Origin of the sequence: Rhizobium sp. BK512 (assembly GCF_014194915.1) — a bacterium.
Classification (GTDB): Bacteria; Pseudomonadota; Alphaproteobacteria; order Rhizobiales; family Rhizobiaceae; genus Rhizobium.
Window position 1 is genome coordinate 887,443 of record NZ_JACIAS010000002.1, and the last position, 20,466, is coordinate 907,908.

Annotated in this window: 15 protein-coding genes and 1 tRNA gene; 4 read left to right on the forward strand and 12 right to left on the reverse strand. The window is 59.4% G+C overall.

Features of this window, described 5'->3' with window-relative positions; translation table 11 throughout:
- Nucleotides 1-37: 37 nt before the first annotated feature.
- The 6 genes from scpB to FHX06_RS10370 form a co-directional block, all read right to left on the reverse strand.
- Nucleotides 38-760 carry an SMC-Scp complex subunit ScpB gene (scpB, locus tag FHX06_RS10345; RefSeq protein ID WP_112545776.1) on the reverse strand — a complete coding sequence of 241 codons (723 nt, stop codon included), beginning with the start codon at nt 758-760 and terminating at the stop codon, nt 38-40.
- Nucleotides 757-1,617, reverse strand: coding sequence for a segregation and condensation protein A (locus tag FHX06_RS10350; protein WP_183879108.1), 861 nt, complete (start codon nt 1,615-1,617; stop codon nt 757-759). The genes scpB and FHX06_RS10350 overlap by 4 nt, the downstream gene beginning before the upstream one ends.
- A 25-nt stretch (nt 1,618-1,642) precedes the next feature.
- The gene (gene nagZ / locus FHX06_RS10355) at nt 1,643-2,656 is read right to left on the reverse strand and encodes a beta-N-acetylhexosaminidase (protein ID WP_183879110.1); all 1,014 of its coding nucleotides are present in this window, start codon (nt 2,654-2,656) and stop codon (nt 1,643-1,645) included.
- 108 nt (nt 2,657-2,764) lie between these two features.
- A complete protein-coding gene (locus FHX06_RS10360) occupies nt 2,765-6,121 on the reverse strand; it encodes an SPOR domain-containing protein (RefSeq protein ID WP_183879112.1) in 3,357 nt (1,118 codons plus the stop codon).
- 61 nt (nt 6,122-6,182) lie between these two features.
- Nucleotides 6,183-7,940, reverse strand: coding sequence for an arginine--tRNA ligase (gene argS, locus FHX06_RS10365; protein ID WP_112968514.1), 1,758 nt, complete (start codon nt 7,938-7,940; stop codon nt 6,183-6,185).
- A 62-nt stretch (nt 7,941-8,002) separates the two neighbouring features.
- Complete coding sequence (locus FHX06_RS10370) at nt 8,003-9,220, reverse strand: deoxyguanosinetriphosphate triphosphohydrolase (protein ID WP_113013571.1); 1,218 nt, start codon at nt 9,218-9,220, stop codon at nt 8,003-8,005.
- A 220-nt stretch (nt 9,221-9,440) separates the two neighbouring features.
- On the opposite strand from FHX06_RS10370, the gene erpA reads away from it, so the two are divergent.
- Nucleotides 9,441-9,773: an iron-sulfur cluster insertion protein ErpA gene (erpA, locus tag FHX06_RS10375; RefSeq protein ID WP_113013570.1), complete on the forward strand. Its 333-nt coding sequence runs from the start codon at nt 9,441-9,443 to the stop codon at nt 9,771-9,773.
- Between the two features lie 118 nt (nt 9,774-9,891).
- Complete coding sequence (xth, locus tag FHX06_RS10380) at nt 9,892-10,683, forward strand: exodeoxyribonuclease III (protein ID WP_112968517.1); 792 nt, start codon at nt 9,892-9,894, stop codon at nt 10,681-10,683.
- Between the two features lie 77 nt (nt 10,684-10,760).
- Here the strand turns inward: xth and exoR are convergent, their stop codons facing one another.
- The 5 genes from exoR to FHX06_RS10405 all read right to left on the reverse strand — a co-directional run bounded on the left by exoR (nt 10,761) and on the right by FHX06_RS10405 (nt 18,697).
- Nucleotides 10,761-11,564, reverse strand: a complete 804-nt coding sequence (gene exoR, locus FHX06_RS10385; protein ID WP_112545783.1) for an exopolysaccharide production regulator ExoR — start codon at nt 11,562-11,564, stop codon at nt 10,761-10,763.
- A gap of 713 nt (nt 11,565-12,277) precedes the next feature.
- Nucleotides 12,278-13,558 (reverse strand): OmpP1/FadL family transporter, encoded by a 1,281-nt coding sequence (locus FHX06_RS10390; RefSeq protein WP_183879114.1) that lies wholly within the window; start codon nt 13,556-13,558, stop codon nt 12,278-12,280.
- 390 nt (nt 13,559-13,948) lie between these two features.
- Nucleotides 13,949-16,792: a valine--tRNA ligase gene (locus FHX06_RS10395; protein ID WP_113013567.1), complete on the reverse strand. Its 2,844-nt coding sequence runs from the start codon at nt 16,790-16,792 to the stop codon at nt 13,949-13,951.
- Between the two features lie 119 nt (nt 16,793-16,911).
- Entirely contained in the window at nt 16,912-17,799 is an 888-nt protein-coding gene (locus FHX06_RS10400; protein WP_113117167.1) for a DUF2497 domain-containing protein, read from the reverse strand.
- A gap of 232 nt (nt 17,800-18,031) precedes the next feature.
- Nucleotides 18,032-18,697 (reverse strand): protein-L-isoaspartate O-methyltransferase family protein, encoded by a 666-nt coding sequence (locus FHX06_RS10405; RefSeq protein ID WP_183879116.1) that lies wholly within the window; start codon nt 18,695-18,697, stop codon nt 18,032-18,034.
- A gap of 469 nt (nt 18,698-19,166) precedes the next feature.
- On the opposite strand from FHX06_RS10405, the gene FHX06_RS10410 reads away from it, so the two are divergent.
- Nucleotides 19,167-19,457, forward strand: coding sequence for a hypothetical protein (locus FHX06_RS10410; protein WP_112545157.1), 291 nt, complete (start codon nt 19,167-19,169; stop codon nt 19,455-19,457).
- 69 nt (nt 19,458-19,526) lie between these two features.
- Here FHX06_RS10410 and FHX06_RS10415 read toward each other — a convergent pair.
- A tRNA-Cys gene (locus tag FHX06_RS10415) sits at nt 19,527-19,600 on the reverse strand.
- Nucleotides 19,601-20,061: 461 nt separating this feature from the next.
- Between FHX06_RS10415 and FHX06_RS10420 the strand changes: the two genes are divergently transcribed.
- Complete coding sequence (locus tag FHX06_RS10420) at nt 20,062-20,448, forward strand: KTSC domain-containing protein (protein ID WP_112545158.1); 387 nt, start codon at nt 20,062-20,064, stop codon at nt 20,446-20,448.
- The last annotated feature ends 18 nt before the right edge of the window (nt 20,449-20,466 follow it).

Consider the following 20,466-nt stretch of genomic DNA (forward strand, 5'->3'; position numbering starts at 1 on the left):
TTTTGCGCGGCCGTGGCAAAAGCAAGACCACCCTTCATCATTCCTCGGAGGCGCCACCCGGGGCGAGCAGTCCAAGCTCTTCAAGGTCCAGTTGTGTAATTGGATCCTCATCCTCGGCCAGTTCGTCGTTCATGAGGGGCGACGGAATGTTGAAATTGGCCGGGATTCGGCCGGACAGCAGGCCGGCGCCCTTCAGTTCTTCAAGTCCCGGCAAGTCGCGCAATTCCTCAAGGCCGAAATGATCGAGGAAATCACGCGTCGTGCCGAGCGTCACCGGCCGGCCCGGCGTGCGACGGCGGCCGCGGAAACGTACCCAGCCCGCCTCCATCAGCACATCGAGCGTGCCGCGCGAGGTTTGCACACCTCTGATATCTTCGATCTCGGCACGCGTCACCGGCTGGTGATAGGCAATGATCGCCAGCACCTCGAGGGCTGCGCGGGAAAGTTTGCGGACCTCATTCTCATCGCGACGGATGAAAAAAGAGAGGTCGGCGGCGGTGCGGAAGGCCCAGGCATCATCGACCTGCACGAGATTGACGCCACGCGGCGCATAGTGGTCCTTCAGGCGCAGCATGATCTCGCGCGCATTGAAGCCCTTCGGCAGACGCTCGGTGATAAAGCCTTCGGATACCGGCTGGGCGGAGGCGAAGACCAGCGCTTCGGCTATACGCTCCGCTTCGATCTCGGCCTGCAGATTGCGGGAAGCGTCTTCGCCCTCCCCATCTTCACCTTCAAAGTCATCGTCCTGCGCGCCGATCAATCCGACTGCTCCTGTTCGACCACCAGCAGGGTGGCATGTTTCGGGCCGCGGCGCATATAGATCGGCTGGAAGGCGCCATCCTGGCGGATCTCCAGCTTGCCCTCGCGCACCAGTTCCAGCGAGGCGGCAAAGGCGCTGGCAACGGCCGTGACGCGCTCGGCGGGGCTTGCAAGGTACCGCAGCAGATATTGCTCGAGCGCCGTCCAGTCGACGATGTCGCCGATCATCTGGGTCAGCAGTTCGCGGGCGTCGGTGAGTGACCAGACGTTGCGCCGCTCGATCGTCACCTGGGTGATCGCATGGCGCTGTCGCAGGGCAGCGTAGGCGCTCAGGAGATCGTAGAGATTGGCCTCATAGGCCGATTGCTGGCGATGCGGGATATGTTCGGGGGCGCCGCGGGCGAAAATGTCCCGGCCGAGCCGGTTGCGATTGACGAGGCCGTCGGCCACCTGGCGCATCGCTTCCAACCGCTTCAGGCGAAAAGCAAGCGTTGCGGCCATTTCCTCACCCGAGGGACCGTCGTCCTTGACCTGCTGCGGGATCAGCAATCGCGATTTCAGATAGGCAAGCCAGGCGGCCATGACGAGATAGTCGGCGGCAAGCTCGATGCGGATCCGCCGCGCGCTTTCGACGAACTGAAGATATTGCTCGGCAAGGGCCAGAACCGAAATGCGCGACAGGTCGACCTTCTGGTTGCGGGCAAGATAGAGCAAGAGGTCGAGCGGGCCTTCGAAGCCGGCGACATCGATCACCAATGCCGGCTCGTGGGTGGCGCGTTCCGAACCGTTCTCCTGCCACAGCTTGTCCATCGGCGTTGACGCCGCCTGGGACCGCTCCGTGCCCTTGATCGTGTTCACCCTACCCTGCCTTTCCCGCCTCTTCTCAAGCCGTCGCAAACATGGCGTCGAATTCCGCCCTTATCGTCGTCTCGTCTGCAGCATCGGCGGTCGGGAAGCCATCCTCGACCAGCCGTGCCCGCTCGCGCGCAAGACCTCCCAGCGGCGGAACATTTGCCACGACCTGAAGCATCTCGTCCATATGGCCGTTGCAATGCAGCACGATATCGCAACCGCCCGCAATGATATTCGCCGCGCGCTCGCCGATCGTGCCCGAAAGCGCGTTCATCGAGCTATCGTCCGACAGGAGCAGCCCCTTGAAGCCGATCTCGGTGCGGATGACCTCGTCAATCACCTTGCGGGATGTGGTTGCCGGATTGTCCGGATCGATGGCAGTGAAGACGAGATGGCAGGTCATGGCCATCAACTCATCCTTCATCGCGATGAAGGGCGGGAAGTCGTGAACTTGCAGTTCTTCGCGCGATACGGCGACGACCGGCAGTTCCAGATGCGAATCTGCAAAGCCGCGCCCGTGGCCCGGCATGTGCTTCATGACCGGCAGCAAACCACCGGCTTTCAGCCCCTCGGAAGCAGCCCGGCCCATTTCCGTGACAGTAACAGGATCGCCGCCATAGGCCCTGTTGCCGATAACATTGCTGCTGCCTTCGACGGGCACGTCGAGCACCGGCAGGCAATCGACATTGATCCCGAATTTCTGGAGATCAAAAGCATGCAGACGCGACATCAGCCAGGCGGCGCGCAGGCCAAGCGCACGGTCGCGGCGATAGAGATCGCCAAGCGCCTGCCCCGACGGATAGTGCTGCAGGATCGGCGGGCGGATGCGCTGGACGCGACCGCCTTCCTGATCAATGAGCACGGGCGCATGCCAGCCGACGCAATCGCGCAGCTCTGCAACGAGATCGCTGATCTGCTGGGCTTCGGAAATGTTTCGTCCGAAAAGGATAAAGCCCCACGGGCGCTCTGCCCTATAGAAGGCCTTCTCTTCGTCGGTCAGCTTGAGGCCGCTGCAGCCAAGGATCATCGCTTTTGATTCGGTCATACCCGAATCATAAGGGTCGCCCGGCGAATTGCGAGCGAGGTCAAGCGCGATCCCACAAAAAAGAACGGCGGGACAAGCCCGCCGTTGCGATAGAGGAAGCCAGAAAGCCTACTTGGAGATCAGGCAGCTTCCGCCGGCCGAGCGATACTTCTCGCAAAGAGCGGCTGCCTCGTCCTTCGAACCGGCCGGGATGCGGACGCGGTAGAACGTGCCCTTGCCGGCGATATCCGCCTTGCGGATTTCGTAAGCGCGGCCACTGAGCACGCCTGCGAACTTCTTCGACAGGCTGGCATAGGACTTCTTTGCCTCATCTTCTGACGGCAGCGATGCGATCTGGATGCCGTAGCCGCCGCTTGCAGCGGCCGGAGCCTGCTGTGCCGGCTGGGCAGCGGACGCTGCCGGTGCAGAGGCGACCTGCGTCGGTTTCTGCTGGGCCGTCGGGCGGACATTACCGTTTTCGGTTACCGTGCCGACGACATTGACCGGCTGTTCGGCCGGGCGGGCCGTCGGGACAGGCGCCGTATCGGTCGTCGCAGCGGAGGCTGTATCGGTGATCGGTGTGGTCTTGACTGCACGAACCGGCGGGTCGACCTGATTTGCGTTTGCGGCGTTCACCTCAGCCATCTTGGCGGTGGTCTGAGCCGGCTGGGCTGCAGGCGCTGCTCCGACAGGCGGAATGGCGGCGGATGCAACCTGATTGCCGTTCTGATTGCCGGCGCTGGCCGGGAAGCTTGCAGCAGACGGCGTCGCGGCCGGCTGGGCTGCAGGCGTTGTCGATGCGACTTCCTTTGCCGGCGCGGATTGCTCGGCAGGTGCCGGCTCTTCGCGGGCAACGAGCGTGCCGTCCGGCTTGACGATCATCGTGCGGACCTTGCGTGGCGAAACGGATGGCGTCCCATTGTCATCGGCAGAGGAGGCATCCGCAGACGCGTTGTGATCCGGCAGCAGGCGCGGATCCTGCGTCTCGCCGACGGCAGTCGGCAGGACCGAATCGCCCGTACCCTCGTCGTCATCGGGCGAGACTTCAGGCGTCAGCGTGCGCTGGACGACATCGACCGGTTGTTCGTCGGACGAGACCAGAGCCTTCTGTTTCGGCTCTTCGGCAGCACCTGCAACACGGTCATAGACCGCCTTGTCCTGGTTCGGCACGGTCTTGCCGCCCGGATTTTCCGGAACAACCTTCACAGGGTCCTTGTCAGCAGCGATGACCCGCGGCTCGCCGGAGCTGACGATGCTAAGGCCAGAGCCATTGGACACCCAGCTGTAGATGCCGTAAGCGCCGCCGGCAAAAACGACCAGCATGGCGGCTGCGGCCAGAAGGCGGCGCATCGAGCGGGCGCGATTGAAATCAGCGGCCTGGCTTGCGGATTGGATATGGACTTCGGAAACGCTCTCGCGGCGCTCGACGGGCTCACGCACGCTGCGGCGGAAATCCTCTTCCAGCGCGCGTTCGAAATCATCAAGACCGTCGGCGAACACAGTGTTTGCCGGCTTGGCTGCAGCGGCTGCCGTTGCGGCAGCGGCCGGAGGCGCCCAGGCGGGCGCAGCCTGCGGCTTCTCCTGCCGCTTGGCGGGCTCGAAGAAGCTTGCAATCTCGGCATCGAGATCGAAATCGAAGTCGGCGGTTTTGGCAACTGGTTCCGGATGTTCGACCGGCGGCAGCGTCGGAACATGCATGTCCTCGACCGTCTCGGGACGATCCTCCGGGTCGGAGATCATCGAGGGATCGAAAGGCAGATCGTCGGTGGGTTCGCTTGCGGGCACCGGCCTGCTGTAGCTCACCGGAGCTGGCTGCGGCTCAGGCACGAAAACCGGTGCGGGTTGCGGCTGCGGACGCGGCGCAGGCTGTGCCGCGACCACCGGAGCTGCACGTACCGGCTCGGGCTTCGGCTGCGGAGCCTGTGGCTCGGAGAAATCAAGATCGGCGAGCTCAAGCTCTATGCCGGCAAGATCCAGTTCGAAATCATGGCCGGCAAAAGGATCTTCGGCGTCCAGTTCCGGCTGGCGTGCAACGACCGGCGCGGGTGCGATAGGCGTCGAAATCGGCTCCACCGGCTCCCGAACGACCGGTTTCGGTGCTTCGGGCTGACGAAGGACAGGCGTCGCACGGCTCATCGGCACGGGCGCGATCACTGTCGGTTGCGCAGGTGCACGAGCAACGGGCGCTTCGAAGACGGGGGCTTGGAAGACAGGTGCTTCGAAGACAGGAGCGTCAAACGTGGGAGCCGGGAAAACAGGCGCGGCAGGAGCCGGGACCGGCGACAGCTCGGCAACGGGTTCAGGTGCCGCGGCAACAGGCTCTGATGCGACGGAGCCAGCAGCGCGCTGCGGCACCGGATAACGGGAGACATCCGCCAGGAGATCGTCGAGATCGAAGGCATCCGAATCGAAACTTTCCGGCAGCGCTTCCGTCAGCGCCGCGTCGGGATGAACATCGCCTTCGGCCGTAGCGGCGATCAGGTCAAAACCGGCATTGTCAGGCTCGGCCGGCTCTTCGAAGGCAGCAGCCTCTTCGAACCTTGCGACAGGCTCTTCAGGAAGGGCAACTTCTTCGTGGCGGTCGATCTCGGCCGGGAAACCGAAGGAGGCCGCAACCGGCTCGAAATCTGCCGCTTCAACCATGGCGACCGGCAGAGGCTCGTCAGCCACTTGAGGCGCAAACACTTCGGGTTCGACAAGCACTTCCGGCTCAGCAACAAATTCCGGCTCGGCAGTGAAGGCTTCGACGGGAGCGTGAGCCGGCTCAAGAACAGATGAATCGACGACTGGCGCCTCGACGGCCGGCTCGGAAAGAACCGGCTCTTCGCGACGTGGGGCGTGAAAATTGGCGAGCGGCAGACGGATGCTGGCGGCCGACCATTGCGGCGCCTTGGCCGGCGGTTGAACGACCGGAGCCGCAGGAAGAGCGTTACCGATCGAAAGCTCGAGTTCTTCGATCAGATCGCGGGCGCCACCATAGGCCGTGAAGGTGACCGGCGGCTCGGGGGGAACGGCGACAGGCTTCGAAGGCGTGGGAGCCCAGTCGGTGGCGACGGGCGCTTCCCATTCGGCGGCAACCGGCTCAGGCGCCTCCACTTCGGGGGCCACAGCAACGCTCTCTGGAAATTCAGGCTCAACAGCAGGCGTCTCGAAACCGGACATGACCGAGGGGGCGAGCTCTTCGCCAATCGAAGGAACATCTTCCTGGACCGGCTCGACATAATCGTAAGTCTCAGCTGCCTGAGCGATCGGCTCCGTCGGATGATCGAGATCGGCCAAAGGACGTGGCGCATCATAGCGCTCGAACTCACGGAGAAGCTCGTCCTCGAGATTGAGAGCCGGCTCCTGCCGTGTGGGTTCGCTTACGGTATTGGCCGCGACGCGAGGTTCAAAGCCAACAATACGAGCGAGTTCTGCCAACGGATCGTCGTCGGCAAACATATCGTCTTTACCACGCGTGTCATACGCAAGTCGTTTATCAGCCATGCCCATCCCACTCAAAAACGCAAACACTCAAATGCCAGCGCATTGTGGGGAAATGGTGACGTTATCGCATTTCGTCCGGTGCGGCAGTGCCTGTAATGGCAAGTCCCGACTTCAAAACCGACGCGACGGCGTACACCAGCCCAAGTCTGGCAATACTTGATTCTCGGTTCTTATCGTTAACAAATCGTAATTCCGTCTGATCTTTACCTTTGTTCCAGTGGGCGTGGAAGGCGCTGGCAAGATCATAGAGGTAAAAAGCGATGCGATGCGGCTCCTGAGACTGGGCTGCACTTTCGACGATACGCGGGAATTCTGCAGCCTTGGCAATCAGCTGCAATTCGGTGGAATCCGTAATGCCTGCAACGGATTGCGCCAAAAGCTCGGGTGTCGGGGCGAGATCAGGGAAGGCTTCCCTCGCCTGCCGGAAGACGGACATGCAGCGGGCATGCGCATACTGCACGTAAAAAACCGGATTATCTTTGGATTGCTCCGTTACTTTGGCAAAATCGAAGTCCAACGGCTCCGAATTCTTGCGGTAAAGCATCATGAAGCGAACCGAATCACGTCCGACTTCTTCAACGACATCGCGCAATGTGACAAAATCGCCCGAACGCTTCGACATCTTAACCGGCTCACCATCGCGGTAGAGCTTGACGAGCTGGCAGAGCAGCACCGTCAGCTTCGCCTTACCGTCGGAGACGCCACGCGCAACCGCCTCGAGGCGCTTGACGTAGCCGCCATGGTCGGCGCCGAGCACATAGATCATCTCATCGAAGCCGCGGTCGAACTTGTTCTTGAAGTAGGCGACGTCGGCAGCGAAATAGGTATAGGAGCCGTCCGACTTGATCAGAGCACGATCGATATCGTCGCCGACTTCGGTCGAGCGGAAAAGCGTCTGCTCGCGGTCTTCCCAATCTTCGGGAAGCTGGCCCTTCGGCGGCGGCAGCGTGCCCTTGTAGACATAGCCCTTGAAGGTCAGGTCGTTGATGGCGGTGCGGATTGCTGCCGCGCCATTGGCATGCAGCGTGCGCTCCGAGAAGAAGATGTCATGATGGACGTTGAGCGCAGCCAGATCCTCGCGGATCATCACCATCATCATCTCGATGGCGCGATCCTTGACGATCGGCATCCATTGCTCTTCCGGCATGTTGTGCAAGCGCACGCCGTATTCGGCGGCGAGCGATTCTCCGACCGGGACCAGATAGTCACCGGGATAAAGGCCGGACGGGATCTCGCCGATCTTCTCGCCAAGCGCCTCGCGGTAGCGCAGGAAAACAGAACGAGCCAGCACATCGATCTGCGAGCCGGCGTCGTTGATGTAATATTCCTTGACGACGTCATAGCCGGCAAAGGCAAGCAGATTTGCGAGCGCATCACCGACGACGGCGCCACGGCAATGGCCGACATGCATCGGGCCTGTTGGATTGGCCGAGACATATTCGACGTTGACCTTCTTGCCCTGCCCCAGTCCGGAGCGGCCGTAGCCTGTGCCCGACTGGATCATCGAGGCAAGCAGGCGCTGCCAGTAGCCGACGGACAGCCTGATATTGATGAAGCCCGGACCGGCGACCGAAACCTCGGCGACGTCGGTGTCTTCCTGCAGCTTGGCAATGATGATTTCGGCAAGCGCACGCGGGTTGGTGCCGAGCGGCTTGGCAAGCACCATGGCGGCGTTGGTCGCGACATCGCCGTGTGTCGCGTCACGCGGCGGCTCCACGGCAATGCGACCGAAATCGAGCTCGGATCGCTTTTCCTTGACCAGATCGAGCTGTTCAAGAGCGTTTTTAATCCTGGCTTCAAAATCGGTAAAAAGGTTCATCGCACTCTTCCATGCACAGGCTGTGCCAACAGGTTTGCCGGCGGCTGCCGGGCGCCCGCTGCCTATCGCAAATCCGGAGTGTGGTCAAACAATCGCCTGTGGGCACTGATGGCATAGGTATCCGTCATGCCGGCCAGATAGTCCCCGACATGGCGGGCTTTCGGCGCGTCGGAAAGACCGGCGATATGGTCGACCCAATAATGGCTCTGCATCTCCTTGGGATTGGCCATGTAGGCACCGAAGAGATCCTTGACGATCTGAGCGGCACCGGCACGGATGCGCATAATATCGGCATTCCGGTAGATGCGCTTGAAGAGCATCGCCTTGATCTGCCTGTCGGTCTCGGCCATCTCATCAGAAAAAGTTGCCATGACGTGATCCGCATTGCGGATATCGTCGGCGCTTTGAGGGTTCAGCTCTGTCAGGCGCTTCTGCGCTACGCCGATTACGTCCTCCACCATGCGTGTGATCTGGCGGCGCATGATTTCATGCGTGAAGCGGCTCGGCTCCAGATGCGGGTAGCGCTCCCTTACCTCGGCCATCAGCCCGGCAAGGAACGGGATTTCCTCCAGCATCTCGAAATTGAGATAGCCCGAGCGCAGCCCGTCATCGATATCATGCGTATTGTAGGCAATATCGTCGGCGATCGCTGCCACCTGGGCTTCAAGGCTCGCGTAGGTCGCCAATTCCAGGTCGTGCAGTTCGCAATAGTCGAGTATCGGCTGGGGCACCGGCCCTCGCGTGCCGACACCATCGGCCGTCAGCAGCGGACCGTTGTGCTTGACGAGACCCTCCAGGCTTTCCCATGTCAGGTTGATGCCGTCGAAATCGGCATAGCGTCGCTCGAGTTTCGTCACGATGCGCAAAGACTGGGCATTGTGATCGAAGCCGCCATAGGGCAGCAATTCCTCGTGCAGCGCATCTTCTCCGGTATGACCGAAGGGCGTGTGTCCGAAGTCATGGACGAGCGCCACGCCCTCCGCAAGATCCTCGTCGACCTTGAGAGCGCGGGCAAGTGCCCGGGCGATCTGAGCCACCTCGATCGTATGCGTGAGGCGTGTTCGGTAGTGATCGCCATCCTGGGCGATGAAGACCTGCGTCTTATGCTTCAGGCGGCGGAAGGCCGTCGTATGGACGATGCGATCGCGGTCACGCTGGAAATCGGACCGTGTCGGGCTGCCGCTCTCCGGATAGAGGCGCCCGCGCGAATTCCATGGATCTGCCGCATAGACCGCCCGTTCGCCATAACCGAAACCCAATGCATGCCTGTCGAAGCTCATTCTTCACCGTCACTAACGCGTTGCGACCTTGCCCATTGACGCCGCTTTCCGCTCTTCATACCTATAGCTTACAGAAACGGCAAAGAGGCGCTTTGTCGACCGCTTCGCCAGATTCTGTCCTTTATGGAAGGATCATGATAAGTTTCTTTGATATCATGCGTTTGAATATCAAACGTCCAAATTGGATTCTCTCCGGATCTTGACCCCGGCAGGAGGAAAAATGACTGAAGCGAATGTAACCCTTTCCGATGCCGCGGCAAAGCGTATTGCCGCCATCGTCGGCAGCGATCCCGGCAAGAGCGCGTTGCGCGTCTCCGTCGAAGGGGGCGGCTGTTCCGGCTTTTCCTACAAATTCGATCTCGTGGACGACGCGGCTGATGACGACATCGTCGTCGAGAAGAATGATGCCAAGGTATTGATCGACAGTCTCTCGCTGGTCTACATGGCCGGCTCCGAGATCGATTTCGTCGACAACCTGCTCGGCCAGTCCTTCCAGATCAAGAACCCGAATGCGGTGGCAAGCTGCGGCTGCGGCACCAGCTTCGCAATCTGATCCAAAACCGACTTTCCACGAATAACCGGCCGAAGATTTTCTTCCGGCCGGTTTCCTGTCTTGTCCGCCAACGCGGGAGCGCGATAAAAGAGCGAAAGCGAGTTAGCAGGATAAAGCCATGAAGATAGCGACCTGGAACATCAACGGCGTCAAGGCGCGTATCGACAACCTGACGCAATGGCTGAAGGATTCCAGTCCAGACATCGTCTGCCTGCAGGAAATCAAAACAATCGACGAAGGCTTCCCGCGGCTCGAAATCGAAGCGCTCGGCTACCATGTGGAAACGCATGGGCAGAAGGGCTTCAACGGCGTTGCCATTCTTTCCAAGAGCACGCCTTCCGAAGTCAATCGCGGCCTGCCGGGCGATCCGCTCGATGAGCAAGCACGATTCCTCGAAGCGGTCTTCTCGCTTCCCGGCAACAAGGTGGCACGCGTCTGCTGCCTGTACCTGCCCAATGGCAATCCGCCGGAAACCGAAAAATATCCCTATAAACTCGCCTGGATGGAACGCCTGCAGAAGTTCGCGGCCGAGCGTCTGGAGTATGAGGAAATTTTCATTCTGGCCGGTGATTACAACGTCATTCCCGAACCGCACGATTGCTTCGACCCGAAGGTATGGGAAAGCGACGCACTCTTCCTGCCGCAGACGCGCCAAGCCTTCCGCCGGCTGGAAAATCTCGGTCTCGTCGATGCCGTACGTTCGGCAACCGACGCGACGACGCTCTATTCCTTCTGGGATTACCAGGCCGGCGCCTGGCCCAAGAACAACGGCATTCGCATCGACCATCTCATGCTGTCACCGGAAGCTGCCGACTGCATGGTGTCAGCGGCGATCGAAAAGCATGTGCGCGCCTGGGAGAAGCCGTCCGACCACGTGCCCGTGGTGGCTTACTTCGATTTCGCGGCCTGAGATCTAAGCCATTTCAATTTTACGCGATTCCGGAACGCAAAACCGCTACGCACTTTTGCTGGAATTGCTCGAACAACTCAGTCGTCCGAGCCTGTCGCAATCGAGTGCGACAGGGAGACTGCCGTGCGCCGATCCGCTTCGCTGGCAACCGAGAAGGCATCTTCCTGGAGCGACTGCATCCAGCTGCAATCCTTCGGCTTGCAGCGATCGAGAGCCGCAGTCATCAGTGCGAGACCGCGGGCGGACTGGCCCTCATCGAAGAGGATATTGCCGAACACTGCCATGGCGCCGGGATGGCCGCTCTTGCGGGCCTGATTGAGCCATTTCTTGGCCTGGTTGATATTGGCGCTGCCGCCCTCGCCTGCAAGCATCATCTGCGCAAGCTGGAACTGCGCCTCGGGAACACCGAACGTGGAGGCGACCTGGAAATAGAGCTGGCGCGCCTGGTTGAGATCGATCTTCACCGGGCTGCCGGCAATGCCGTGCTTGTAATAGTTGGCGAGCGACAGCAGCGCATTGATGAAGAAGCCGGTATCCTCCGAGCCGGGCTCGACACCCTGCTGCGCAATCTCACTGTAGATCTTGAAGGCTTCGAAATCATCCTGCGCCACGCCGTCGCCGTCGGCATACATGTTGGCGAGTGCCCAGCGCGAACCGGTGTGGCCTTTTTCGGCGGCGTATTTATAGGCTTCTACCGCCTCTTCCTTCTGACCGTTCTTGTATGCCTTAAAACCGAATTTGAAGAGATCGAAGGGTCCCGATTCTTTCGTGACGCCCGTTTTGATGTCGAATGCCAGGACCGGACAGGCCAAAGCCAGGGAAACGGCCATCGACATGCTGAGCAGCATGAATTTGAACAATCTGAACTCGGACGTTACCATCTTTACCGGTTTCTTTCGTTCATCACAGACGCCTGGCGGCGGCTTTTTTTGCCGTTCTGCCCGCGTGGATGCATTCCTTCCAGGCGAGCGATCCCGCGGCGGGCTCCAAGGCCCCTTTACCCGCGTCGCTTCCAGCCCCATGCCCCTCTTTCAAAACCAGCACATCCTTGCGAACCACCCGGCTCCCGGCACGGCCCGCATATGATGCCTCAGGTACTCCCTTTGCGGTCCAGGTTTCCCCCCGTCCGCCTTTATCGTCTTCGTAAACAGCAAATGTGACCAAACCGGTATCGCTACCGTGCCTGAAGGACGAAGCGTCATGCCGGGGGACTGAAAATGAACGAAGCGAGCAAATCTGCAACACTACCGAAAGGGCGGATTTCTGGCCGGAAATGCCTTTGGCGAAAAGCAAAGCGGCCGTTGCCGCTGGCTTCTCGCCCCTGCTGTCGCGATGTCTGGCGTTGCCGGAAAAAATTCGACCCATGCTACTGCTTACGCACACCCTACGCTTGTCATCTCCTCGCCCGCTAATAGCGCTGCGCCCTCTTTGTGGCGGGAAATGGACAAATTCGCCCTGCCGACACCATACGCGAACCATCGTAAAAAAGTGTTGCTGAATCGTCACAAAACGAGACGAGAAGATGGATGATTAATGGCGGCAAACAAAGAAGAACCCGGCATTGCCGGGCTCCTCAATTCTTCAAATCAGGGAATTAAAACTTGACCTTTAGGCTGGTCGACAATGCGGCAACAAGGTCGTTGCCAAAGGAATAGGAGACATCATCTCCAAAGGTGACGCCGTTCTGGGTGACCACGCCTGACGAACCGCTCGTCAGCAGGCCAACAGCACCGGCGACGCGCCACTCGATATGCTCGGTTGGCGTGAAGGCTGCGCCGACACCCAGCGTCCAGCTATCGGTCTGTGCCCCGTAGCCTTGGCTGGTGCCGCGGTCCCATGTCAGGCTGACTGCGCCCGCCCACTGATCGTTGAACTTGTGGCCAACACCGCCGGTAATCGTCCAGCCGTCACGATAGAGAAGATCGAGCGACGTGAGTTCCGTCCTGCCACCGGAGGTACAGGCGACCAGGCCCTTCGTCGATGTCGGGCAGAAAGGCACCGACTGCAGAACACTCCAGTTCGTCCACTTGACCGAACCGAAAGCGAGCCAATCAGGAGCGATGCCGCTCTGCAATTTCAGTTCGAGCGAATCCGGCGCCTCAGCGGAGCCGAAGACGGGCGTGACCTTTCCATAGGGAGAGGCGTTCAGTGGAGCAAAGGGCGCAGTAACCTGGGTAAGGTCCACCGTGCCGGTGAGGTTGTCGTACTTTACGCGGCTGTTATAGACGAGGCTCGCGCGCATCGCATATTCCGGAATCTCGTAGGCAAGACCAGCGCGCCAGCCCCAGCCATTGTCCTCGAGATCGAGACGACCGACGCCGTCACCCGTACCGACCAGAAGCGGAACCGTCGAAACCAGCCGTTCCTTGAAGCCCTCGACTTCCTGGTAGAAGGCACCGCCGATGATACGAAGCTGTCCCGGACCGACATCGAAACGATAGGAGCAAGTACCGCCATAATTGCGGGTTTTGATCTCCGTCTCGATATTGTTGTTTGCACCAGCCCAGTTCAAACCGGGATTGGTATGCCCGCCAAACGGCTCGGAATAATCGACGAGGCAGTCGACCACATCGCCGAAGCCGCCCTTGAACCCAAAATAAGGGATGGCGTAATTCGCGGTATCGTCAGCGGTGCTCGGACGGTTGTTCAGATTGCCGCCGCCTGGAGACACAGAAGTATCTGTGTCGCGAACATTCTTCAGCTTGCGTTGGGGGGTAACATAGATGATGCCCGACTGGAACGAGAAGGGTGAGGTATCGAACAGCTGATCGATATTGTAGCCACCGCGCTCCAGGCCGCCCGCGAAGGACGGCGAAGCCAGTGCCGAAAATGCAATGAGCGATGTTACGCCCCTGGAAAACATACGCGCTGCCATTGTGTCTCCCCCACTCAAGCAATTGATGTAGCTACACTGTGCTAGTGAACTTAATAAATCGCAACGAAGCGCTCCGCTGCGACGCGAAGTTGCGTTATGGCTAATTTACGTAACTAATTGACGGGCACGTCAAAAAATCAGATAGATAAAATTCTATTCTTCTATCTATTGGCTTTAAGGGACCCGTTAGATTTTTATTCCACAAAGGGCGCTATCTGTATCAAAGCGACAACAGTGGCAGTTTTCGCACGCAGCATCGCCCAAACGGGTGATATCCACAGGCGGAAACCGAAAAAGAAGGTGATTTCCGTCGAATCGTCATACTTTTTAATGCAAAAGGCGCGCTCCGATGGAACGCGCCTCCAGAAAAAATATACTCGTTAACCGCGATTATCCCGCTTCGCTAACTCGCGCTAGAGCAGTCCTCAAACTCGCGATCTGGCTTGTCAGCTCCTCATGACGCTCACGCTCGGCTTCCACCACTTCCGGGTTGGCATTGGCCACGAACTTCTCATTCGACAGCTTGCCATCGATGCGCGCAACTTCGCCTTCGGCCTTGGCAATCGCCTTTTCGAGGCGGCTCTTTTCCGCCGTGAGATCGATCAGCTTGCCAAGCGGCAGGCAGACAGTCGCTTCCGCGACGACGATCTGAGCGGCACCTTTCGGGGCAGATTCGGCAAGCGAGATCGCCTCGACACGCGCCAGGCGCTTGATGGCCGCGTCGTGACGGAACAGCCGTTCACGCGTCAGGCTGTTGGCACCGACGACGACGAGCGGCGCGGTCGCCGACGGCGGCACGTTCATTTCTGAGCGGACCGAGCGGATGCCCGAAACAAGGTCGATCAGCCAATTGATCTCATCGGCGGCAGCATTGTCGGTGTAAGACGGCGACGGCCATTCGGCGTGGCAGAGCAATCCGTCACGTTCCTGGCCCTCACCCGCCGTATGCGCCCACAACTCTTCAGTCATGAAGGGCATGAAGGGATGCAATAGCTTGTAGATCTCTTCCAGAACATAGGCGCTGCAGGCCTGGGCTTCAGCCTTCGCGGCTGCGTCCTCTCCGCCGAAGACCGGCTTCAGAAGTTCGAGGTACCAGTCGCAGAACTGATTCCAGACAAAACGGTAGAGCGCGCCGGCGGCATCGTTGAAACGGTAGGCTTCAAGCGCTTCCGTTACGTCACGTTCCGCACGGGCAAGCTCGGTCAGGATCCAGCGATTGATGGTGAGTTCGGCTGCTTCCGGCACGAAATGCGGATCGCTCTTGGCACCGTTCATTTCGGCAAAGCGCGTGGCGTTCCAGAGCTTAGTGCCGAAATTGCGGTAACCGGCGATGCGCGCCGGGTCGAGCTTCACATCGCGGCCCTGGGCCGCCATGATCGCCAGCGTGAAACGCAGCGCATCCGCACCATATTCGTCGATCAGTTCGAGCGGGTCGATGACGTTGCCCTTGGACTTCGACATCTTCTGCCCGTTCTTGTCGCGCACGAGAGCGTGAATATAGACGGTATGGAACGGCTCGACGGGGTTATCGTCCTCGTCCTTCATGAAATGCAGGCCCATCTGCATCATGCGGACAACCCAGAACGGAATGATATCGAAACCGGTGACAAGAACGCTCGTCGGGTAATATCGCTCCAGTTCGGGTGTCTTGTCCGGCCATCCAAGCGTCGAGAACGGCCAGAGTGCCGAGGAGAACCAGGTGTCGAGCACGTCTTCATCACGTGTCAGAATCTCACCCGGCCGGAAATTCTCGAGCAGGTCCTCGACATAGGCCTTCATCGGCCCTTCATGCGACAAATAGTGCTGGATGGCGGCCTGCAGCGCCTCTTCTTCGGTCTTTTCGACGAAAACCTGACCATCCGGACCGTACCAGGCCGGAATCTGGTGACCCCACCAGAGCTGACGGGAGATGCACCATGGCTGGATATTCTCCATCCATTGGAAATAGGTGTTTTCCCAGTTCTTGGGAACGAACTTTGTCCGGCCTTCGCGAACGGAAGCAATGGCGGGCTTGGCAAGGGTCTTGTTGTCGACCCACCATTGCTCGGTCAGACGCGGCTCGATCGGCACGCCACCGCGATCGCCATGCGGAACCATATGCTTATGCGGCTCGATCTTGTCGAGCAGGCCTGCTTCCTCGAAAATCTCGACAATGATCTTTCGTGCGACGAAGCGATCCTGGCCTTCCAGCCGGTCCCACGCGCCATGCAAGGCGGCCGGATGATCGAGACCTTCCAGAAAGTCCTCGTTTTCCTTGATGGTCACCGAAGCATCAACGTTGAGGACATTGATGGCGCGCAGGCCAGCACGCCTGCCGACATCAAAGTCGTTGAAATCATGCGCGGGTGTGATCTTGACCGCGCCCGTGCCGGCTGTCGGATCGGCATAGTCGTCGGCAACAATCGGAATCCTGCGGCCAACGATCGGGAGGATGACGTGTTTGCCGACTATCGACTTGTAGCGCTCGTCCTTGGGATTGACCGCAACGCCGGTATCGCCAAGCATCGTCTCCGGCCGCGTCGTCGCAACCACGAGGTAGTCACGCGTTTCGAACTCGGTGGGCTTGCCCTCCTCGTCGAAAGCGATCGGGTACTGATAGGTGACGCCCTCTTCCAGCGGATAGCGCAGATGCCAGAGATTGCCTTTGAGCTCGATCTGCTCGACTTCCATGTCGGAGATCGCGGTCAGCAACTTCGGATCCCAGTTGACGAGGCGCTTGTCCTTGTAAATCAGGCCTTCCTTGTAGAGCGTGACGAAGACTTCGAGGACAGCCTGGGACAGGCCCTCGTCCATGGTGAAGCGCTCACGCGACCAGTCGCACGAAGCGCCGAGACGCTTCAACTGATTGAAAATCAGGCCGCCCGATTCAGCCTTCCATTCCCAAATCTTTTCGATGAAGGCATCGCGGCCCATGTCGCGGCGGCCGGGAAGCTGCTGTTCCATCAGCTTGCGCTCGACAACCATCTGCGTGGCGATGCCGGCATGGTCCATGCCCGGCTGCCAGAGAACATCCTTGCCGCGCATGCGCTCGAACCGCACCAGGACGTCCTGCAGCGTATTGTTGAGCGCGTGGCCCATGTGCAGCGAGCCCGTGACATTCGGCGGCGGGATGACAATGGTGAAGCTTTCCGCATTCGGCTTTGCGTTCACACCGGCGCGGAAGGCATCCGCCTCATCCCATTTCGCGGCGATTTTCGGTTCGACGGCAGCGGAATCGTAGGTCTTTTCGAGCATTTTCTGACCAATTCGAGGTTCGAGGATGGGCGTTTTGTAAATAGGATGGCTACGGCCAAGTCAATAAAAAAGCCGCCCCGGAGACCGGAGCGGCTCTTGTCTGGAAAAAGCGTTTCCGGTCAGCGGCGCGGGCCGCGCGCCACGCGTTCGATTTCTTCGCGGACGAGACGTTCGACCAGCGTCGGCAGATTGTCATCAAGCCATTCGCGCAGCATCGGCCGCAGCATGTCTTCGGCAATCTCATCCAGCGAGCGGCGCTCGGCTGCACCATCGATGGCAGCGGCAAGCTCTTCGAAGGAACGGGCAACCTGCAGGCCGGTGTTCTGCGACAGAAGTGACGGCTGTACTTCTTCCGTAACGCTGGCAGGCGCGACGTCGGCAGGCTGGTATGCCACCGGCTCGATACGCTGCTCGACCGCGGGAAGCGCAGGCGCCTCCTCGACGAGCGCGGGCCGCAGAACCTCGGGCAGACGCTGCTCGGCAAAAACGGGCGCCGGCTCTGGTGCATACTGGGCAGCAGGAGCAATCGGGGCAACGAGGGGCGCCGGCTCGGCCGGGCGTGGAGCGGCTGCTGCGCGCGGCGCTTCATAAGCCGGCTGCGGATCGAATTGCGGCTGCGGATCGCGGAATACCTGGGGCATGTCACGAAGAGCCTGTCCGGCCTGGACGGCGCTGCGCTCGGAAGCGGCACGGACGCGGGCTGCAACATCGGCTAGCGACATGGCGCGGGCCGGCACTTCCGGCTCGGGCGCCGTGCCGGCAGAATTTGCGGCGACGAAACGCGGATCGGAACGCAGCGCAGGCGGCTCGGGGAATTCGACGCCGGCATAGGTTTCGTCGACCGTCAGATGGATTTCGGAGTCGTTTTCCTCTTCTGCGCCGTATACGGGAGGAAGAGAGGTTGAAATCGCCTTTCCGGCGCCCGGCTCATTGCTTTCGATAATCTGACGAATGGAGGCCAGGATCTCTTCCATGGACGGTTCACGCACTACACCTGGCTGAGCCATATCTATCCCCGTTATCCCTTAAACAACGACCGGATGGCGTGGAGCATGCATCCGAATCACCATGACCTTAGAATACCCCAAAGGGGAAAAAAATCATCGCGAATCAAACAAATGCAGCCATGCACAGTTTTGTTACCCCAGTGTAAGCGAAGTCTGTGAGGGCTTTTAAGACAGCCGAAACGAAAACGGGCGCCGATGGCGCCCGCTCCATAAAAACCGCGCCAGAAACGCCTTAGAATACGAATTCCCGAGCCTTGGTGAAACCGGGCAGCGGCTTGACCGAAGCATTGAAGAAGACGTTTTCGGAAACCGCACCACGCTCGCTGACAAAGACCTTCGCGCGGGCTGCATTGCCGTAACCCTGCACGACAACGAGACGGCCGCCATCCTGCAGCTGGCCGAGAAGTGCGGCAGGAACTTCTTCTACGGAACCGTTGATGAAGATCAGATCGTAGAGTGCGCCGGCAGCATTGCCCTTTTCAAGCGCGCCAGTCACCACCTGCACATTTGCATAACCGGCGAGATTTGCCTTGGCTTCAGCAGCAAGGGTCTCGTCCGATTCGAGCGCCACGACGGAGCCTGCGATCAGCGACAGCAGTGCGGAAGTGTAGCCCGTGCCCGCGCCGACTTCCAGAACGGCATCATCCTTGGTGACGGCGGCGAGCTGCAGCAGTTTGGCGAGTGGCGACGCCTCCATGAGGAAGCGGCCTGGATTGCCGGCAGTTGCCGGAGCAATTTCGATGTCGTTATCGATATAGGCCAGCACCTTCGCCTTTTCCGGCACGAATGCTTCGCGCGGGACGGTGAGGAAGGCCGTCAGCACCGAATGCGAGGTAACGTCCGTGGTGCGGACCTGGTTGTCGACCATCTTTACGCGTGCTGCTTCGAAATCCATCATATCCTCTCGCCGATGAAATCGGTTCTGTCCTCCGTCTCTTAATCTCCGGCACGAATGCTTTCAAGGCTTGCCGGAGGCCCGTTTGAAGAATCCCGCAGGCCCTTCCCCGCATGCAACAGGTGAAAGACGAAAGCTGCAACTTCCGCGTGGAGTAAATTACGAATTCATGATATTGTTCTAACCGGAGGAAAATGAGGAGGAGCAGGCCATGTCTGCCATTCTGGAATATTTCACGCTGTTCGACTTTTTCATCGTCGCAGCGCTCGTCGGCATATTCTGCTGCGGGATGCTGGACCACGAGACGAACTGACAGATCGCCCTGCCGGCGAAAATCTTCCAACTGCCCGCTGGCGTACCGGAAGAATGGATTTCCGTGTCCATTCGGATCAAGCCGGCACAGTTGATTGCGCAATTAACTCTATATCAACCATATTGTTGCGCAGGTCACAGCTTTCGCTAGGTTGGCGGCATGCAAACATTCGCCATTCAATCATCGGATATCGAGACACTCCACTACAATCCGGAGGCTCGACTGCTGCTCGTGAAATTCAAAAGCGGCGCGATCTGCAATTTCACGCGTATTTCGGCGCAGGGGCTGCGGCGACTGCTCGGCCCCGATGTGCAGATAGAGAACGACACTGCAGCAGACGATGCCAGCTATCTGGCTGGCCTGCGCAGCGGTGGGTTGCGGGCGCTTTACTGCCTCACCGGGATCACGCCAGCCCAATTCGATTTCGCGAAGGTTCCCGGCATCTGGTGACGCGAGACTGCTGAATTGGTGCCGCGCCTCATTTCCGAGGCGGATCGATTTCTATGTCGGTGGAATTTTTGGAGGCCTCGCCCGGAATTGAACCGGGGTACAAGGATTTGCAGTCCTCTGCGTCACCACTCCGCCACGAGGCCTCACAGGCTGTCATGCTAGCCGTGGCGAGCGTTTAGAATGATCGTAAGGAAATCGCAAGAGGGCTTTCCAAAAACATTTCCTGCAATTTCAAACTCCGGCCACATAGAGCTCGTAGTGATCAAGGACCGATCCGGTGTCTGAGTACGCCGCGACAGCCGCAGGCGCAGCTGATGATAAAAGGTCCATCGTGATGGAAATTCGGGCTGCGCTGAACAACAATTAGGCTAACAGCTGCCCAGTCCGCAACCATAAGTCTATCGGCCGCGCAAAAGACAGATCTCAGCGAGATTAGCCTGTCGCCTATATTTATCCCTAGGGAACGATCTGCGATCACATTGATCGCCTTCACCTTCGCTATATTAGCTAAACCGAAATTTAACTTCAAACATTAGTAACAAACTCTTAACTTGACTTTCAGAATCGTCATTCCATCCTACCTCTGGGAGAGACAGGAGTTGAAATGAATTGGGTGCCTTTGAATTCCAAGCAGATTCGCGCTGTCTCCTACGACCCAGAGACTCAGGTCCTTCATGCCAAATTCGCCGGCCGCAGCTCAGTGCGGCATGTCGGGGTGCCGCCGCATATTTATGACAACCTCGTCGAAACCAGCGACCCGGAATTTTACTATAAATATTATCTGGAGCCTTCGCGTATCGAGAGCGGCTGGCAGAAAGCCAATCTCAGCTCCCACGCGGTAAAGCTGTTGATCATTCTCATCGGCGTGCTCGCGATAACGGCGACGGCGCTCGAGGAAAATGGCGAACTGCCAATTCACCTGTCGGAGATTACAGAAACAGGAGCAATCTCTCCAGCTCCGACTGCAAGCCCTGCTGTCTCACCGCACTGACGGATCCAGGGCTGCGCT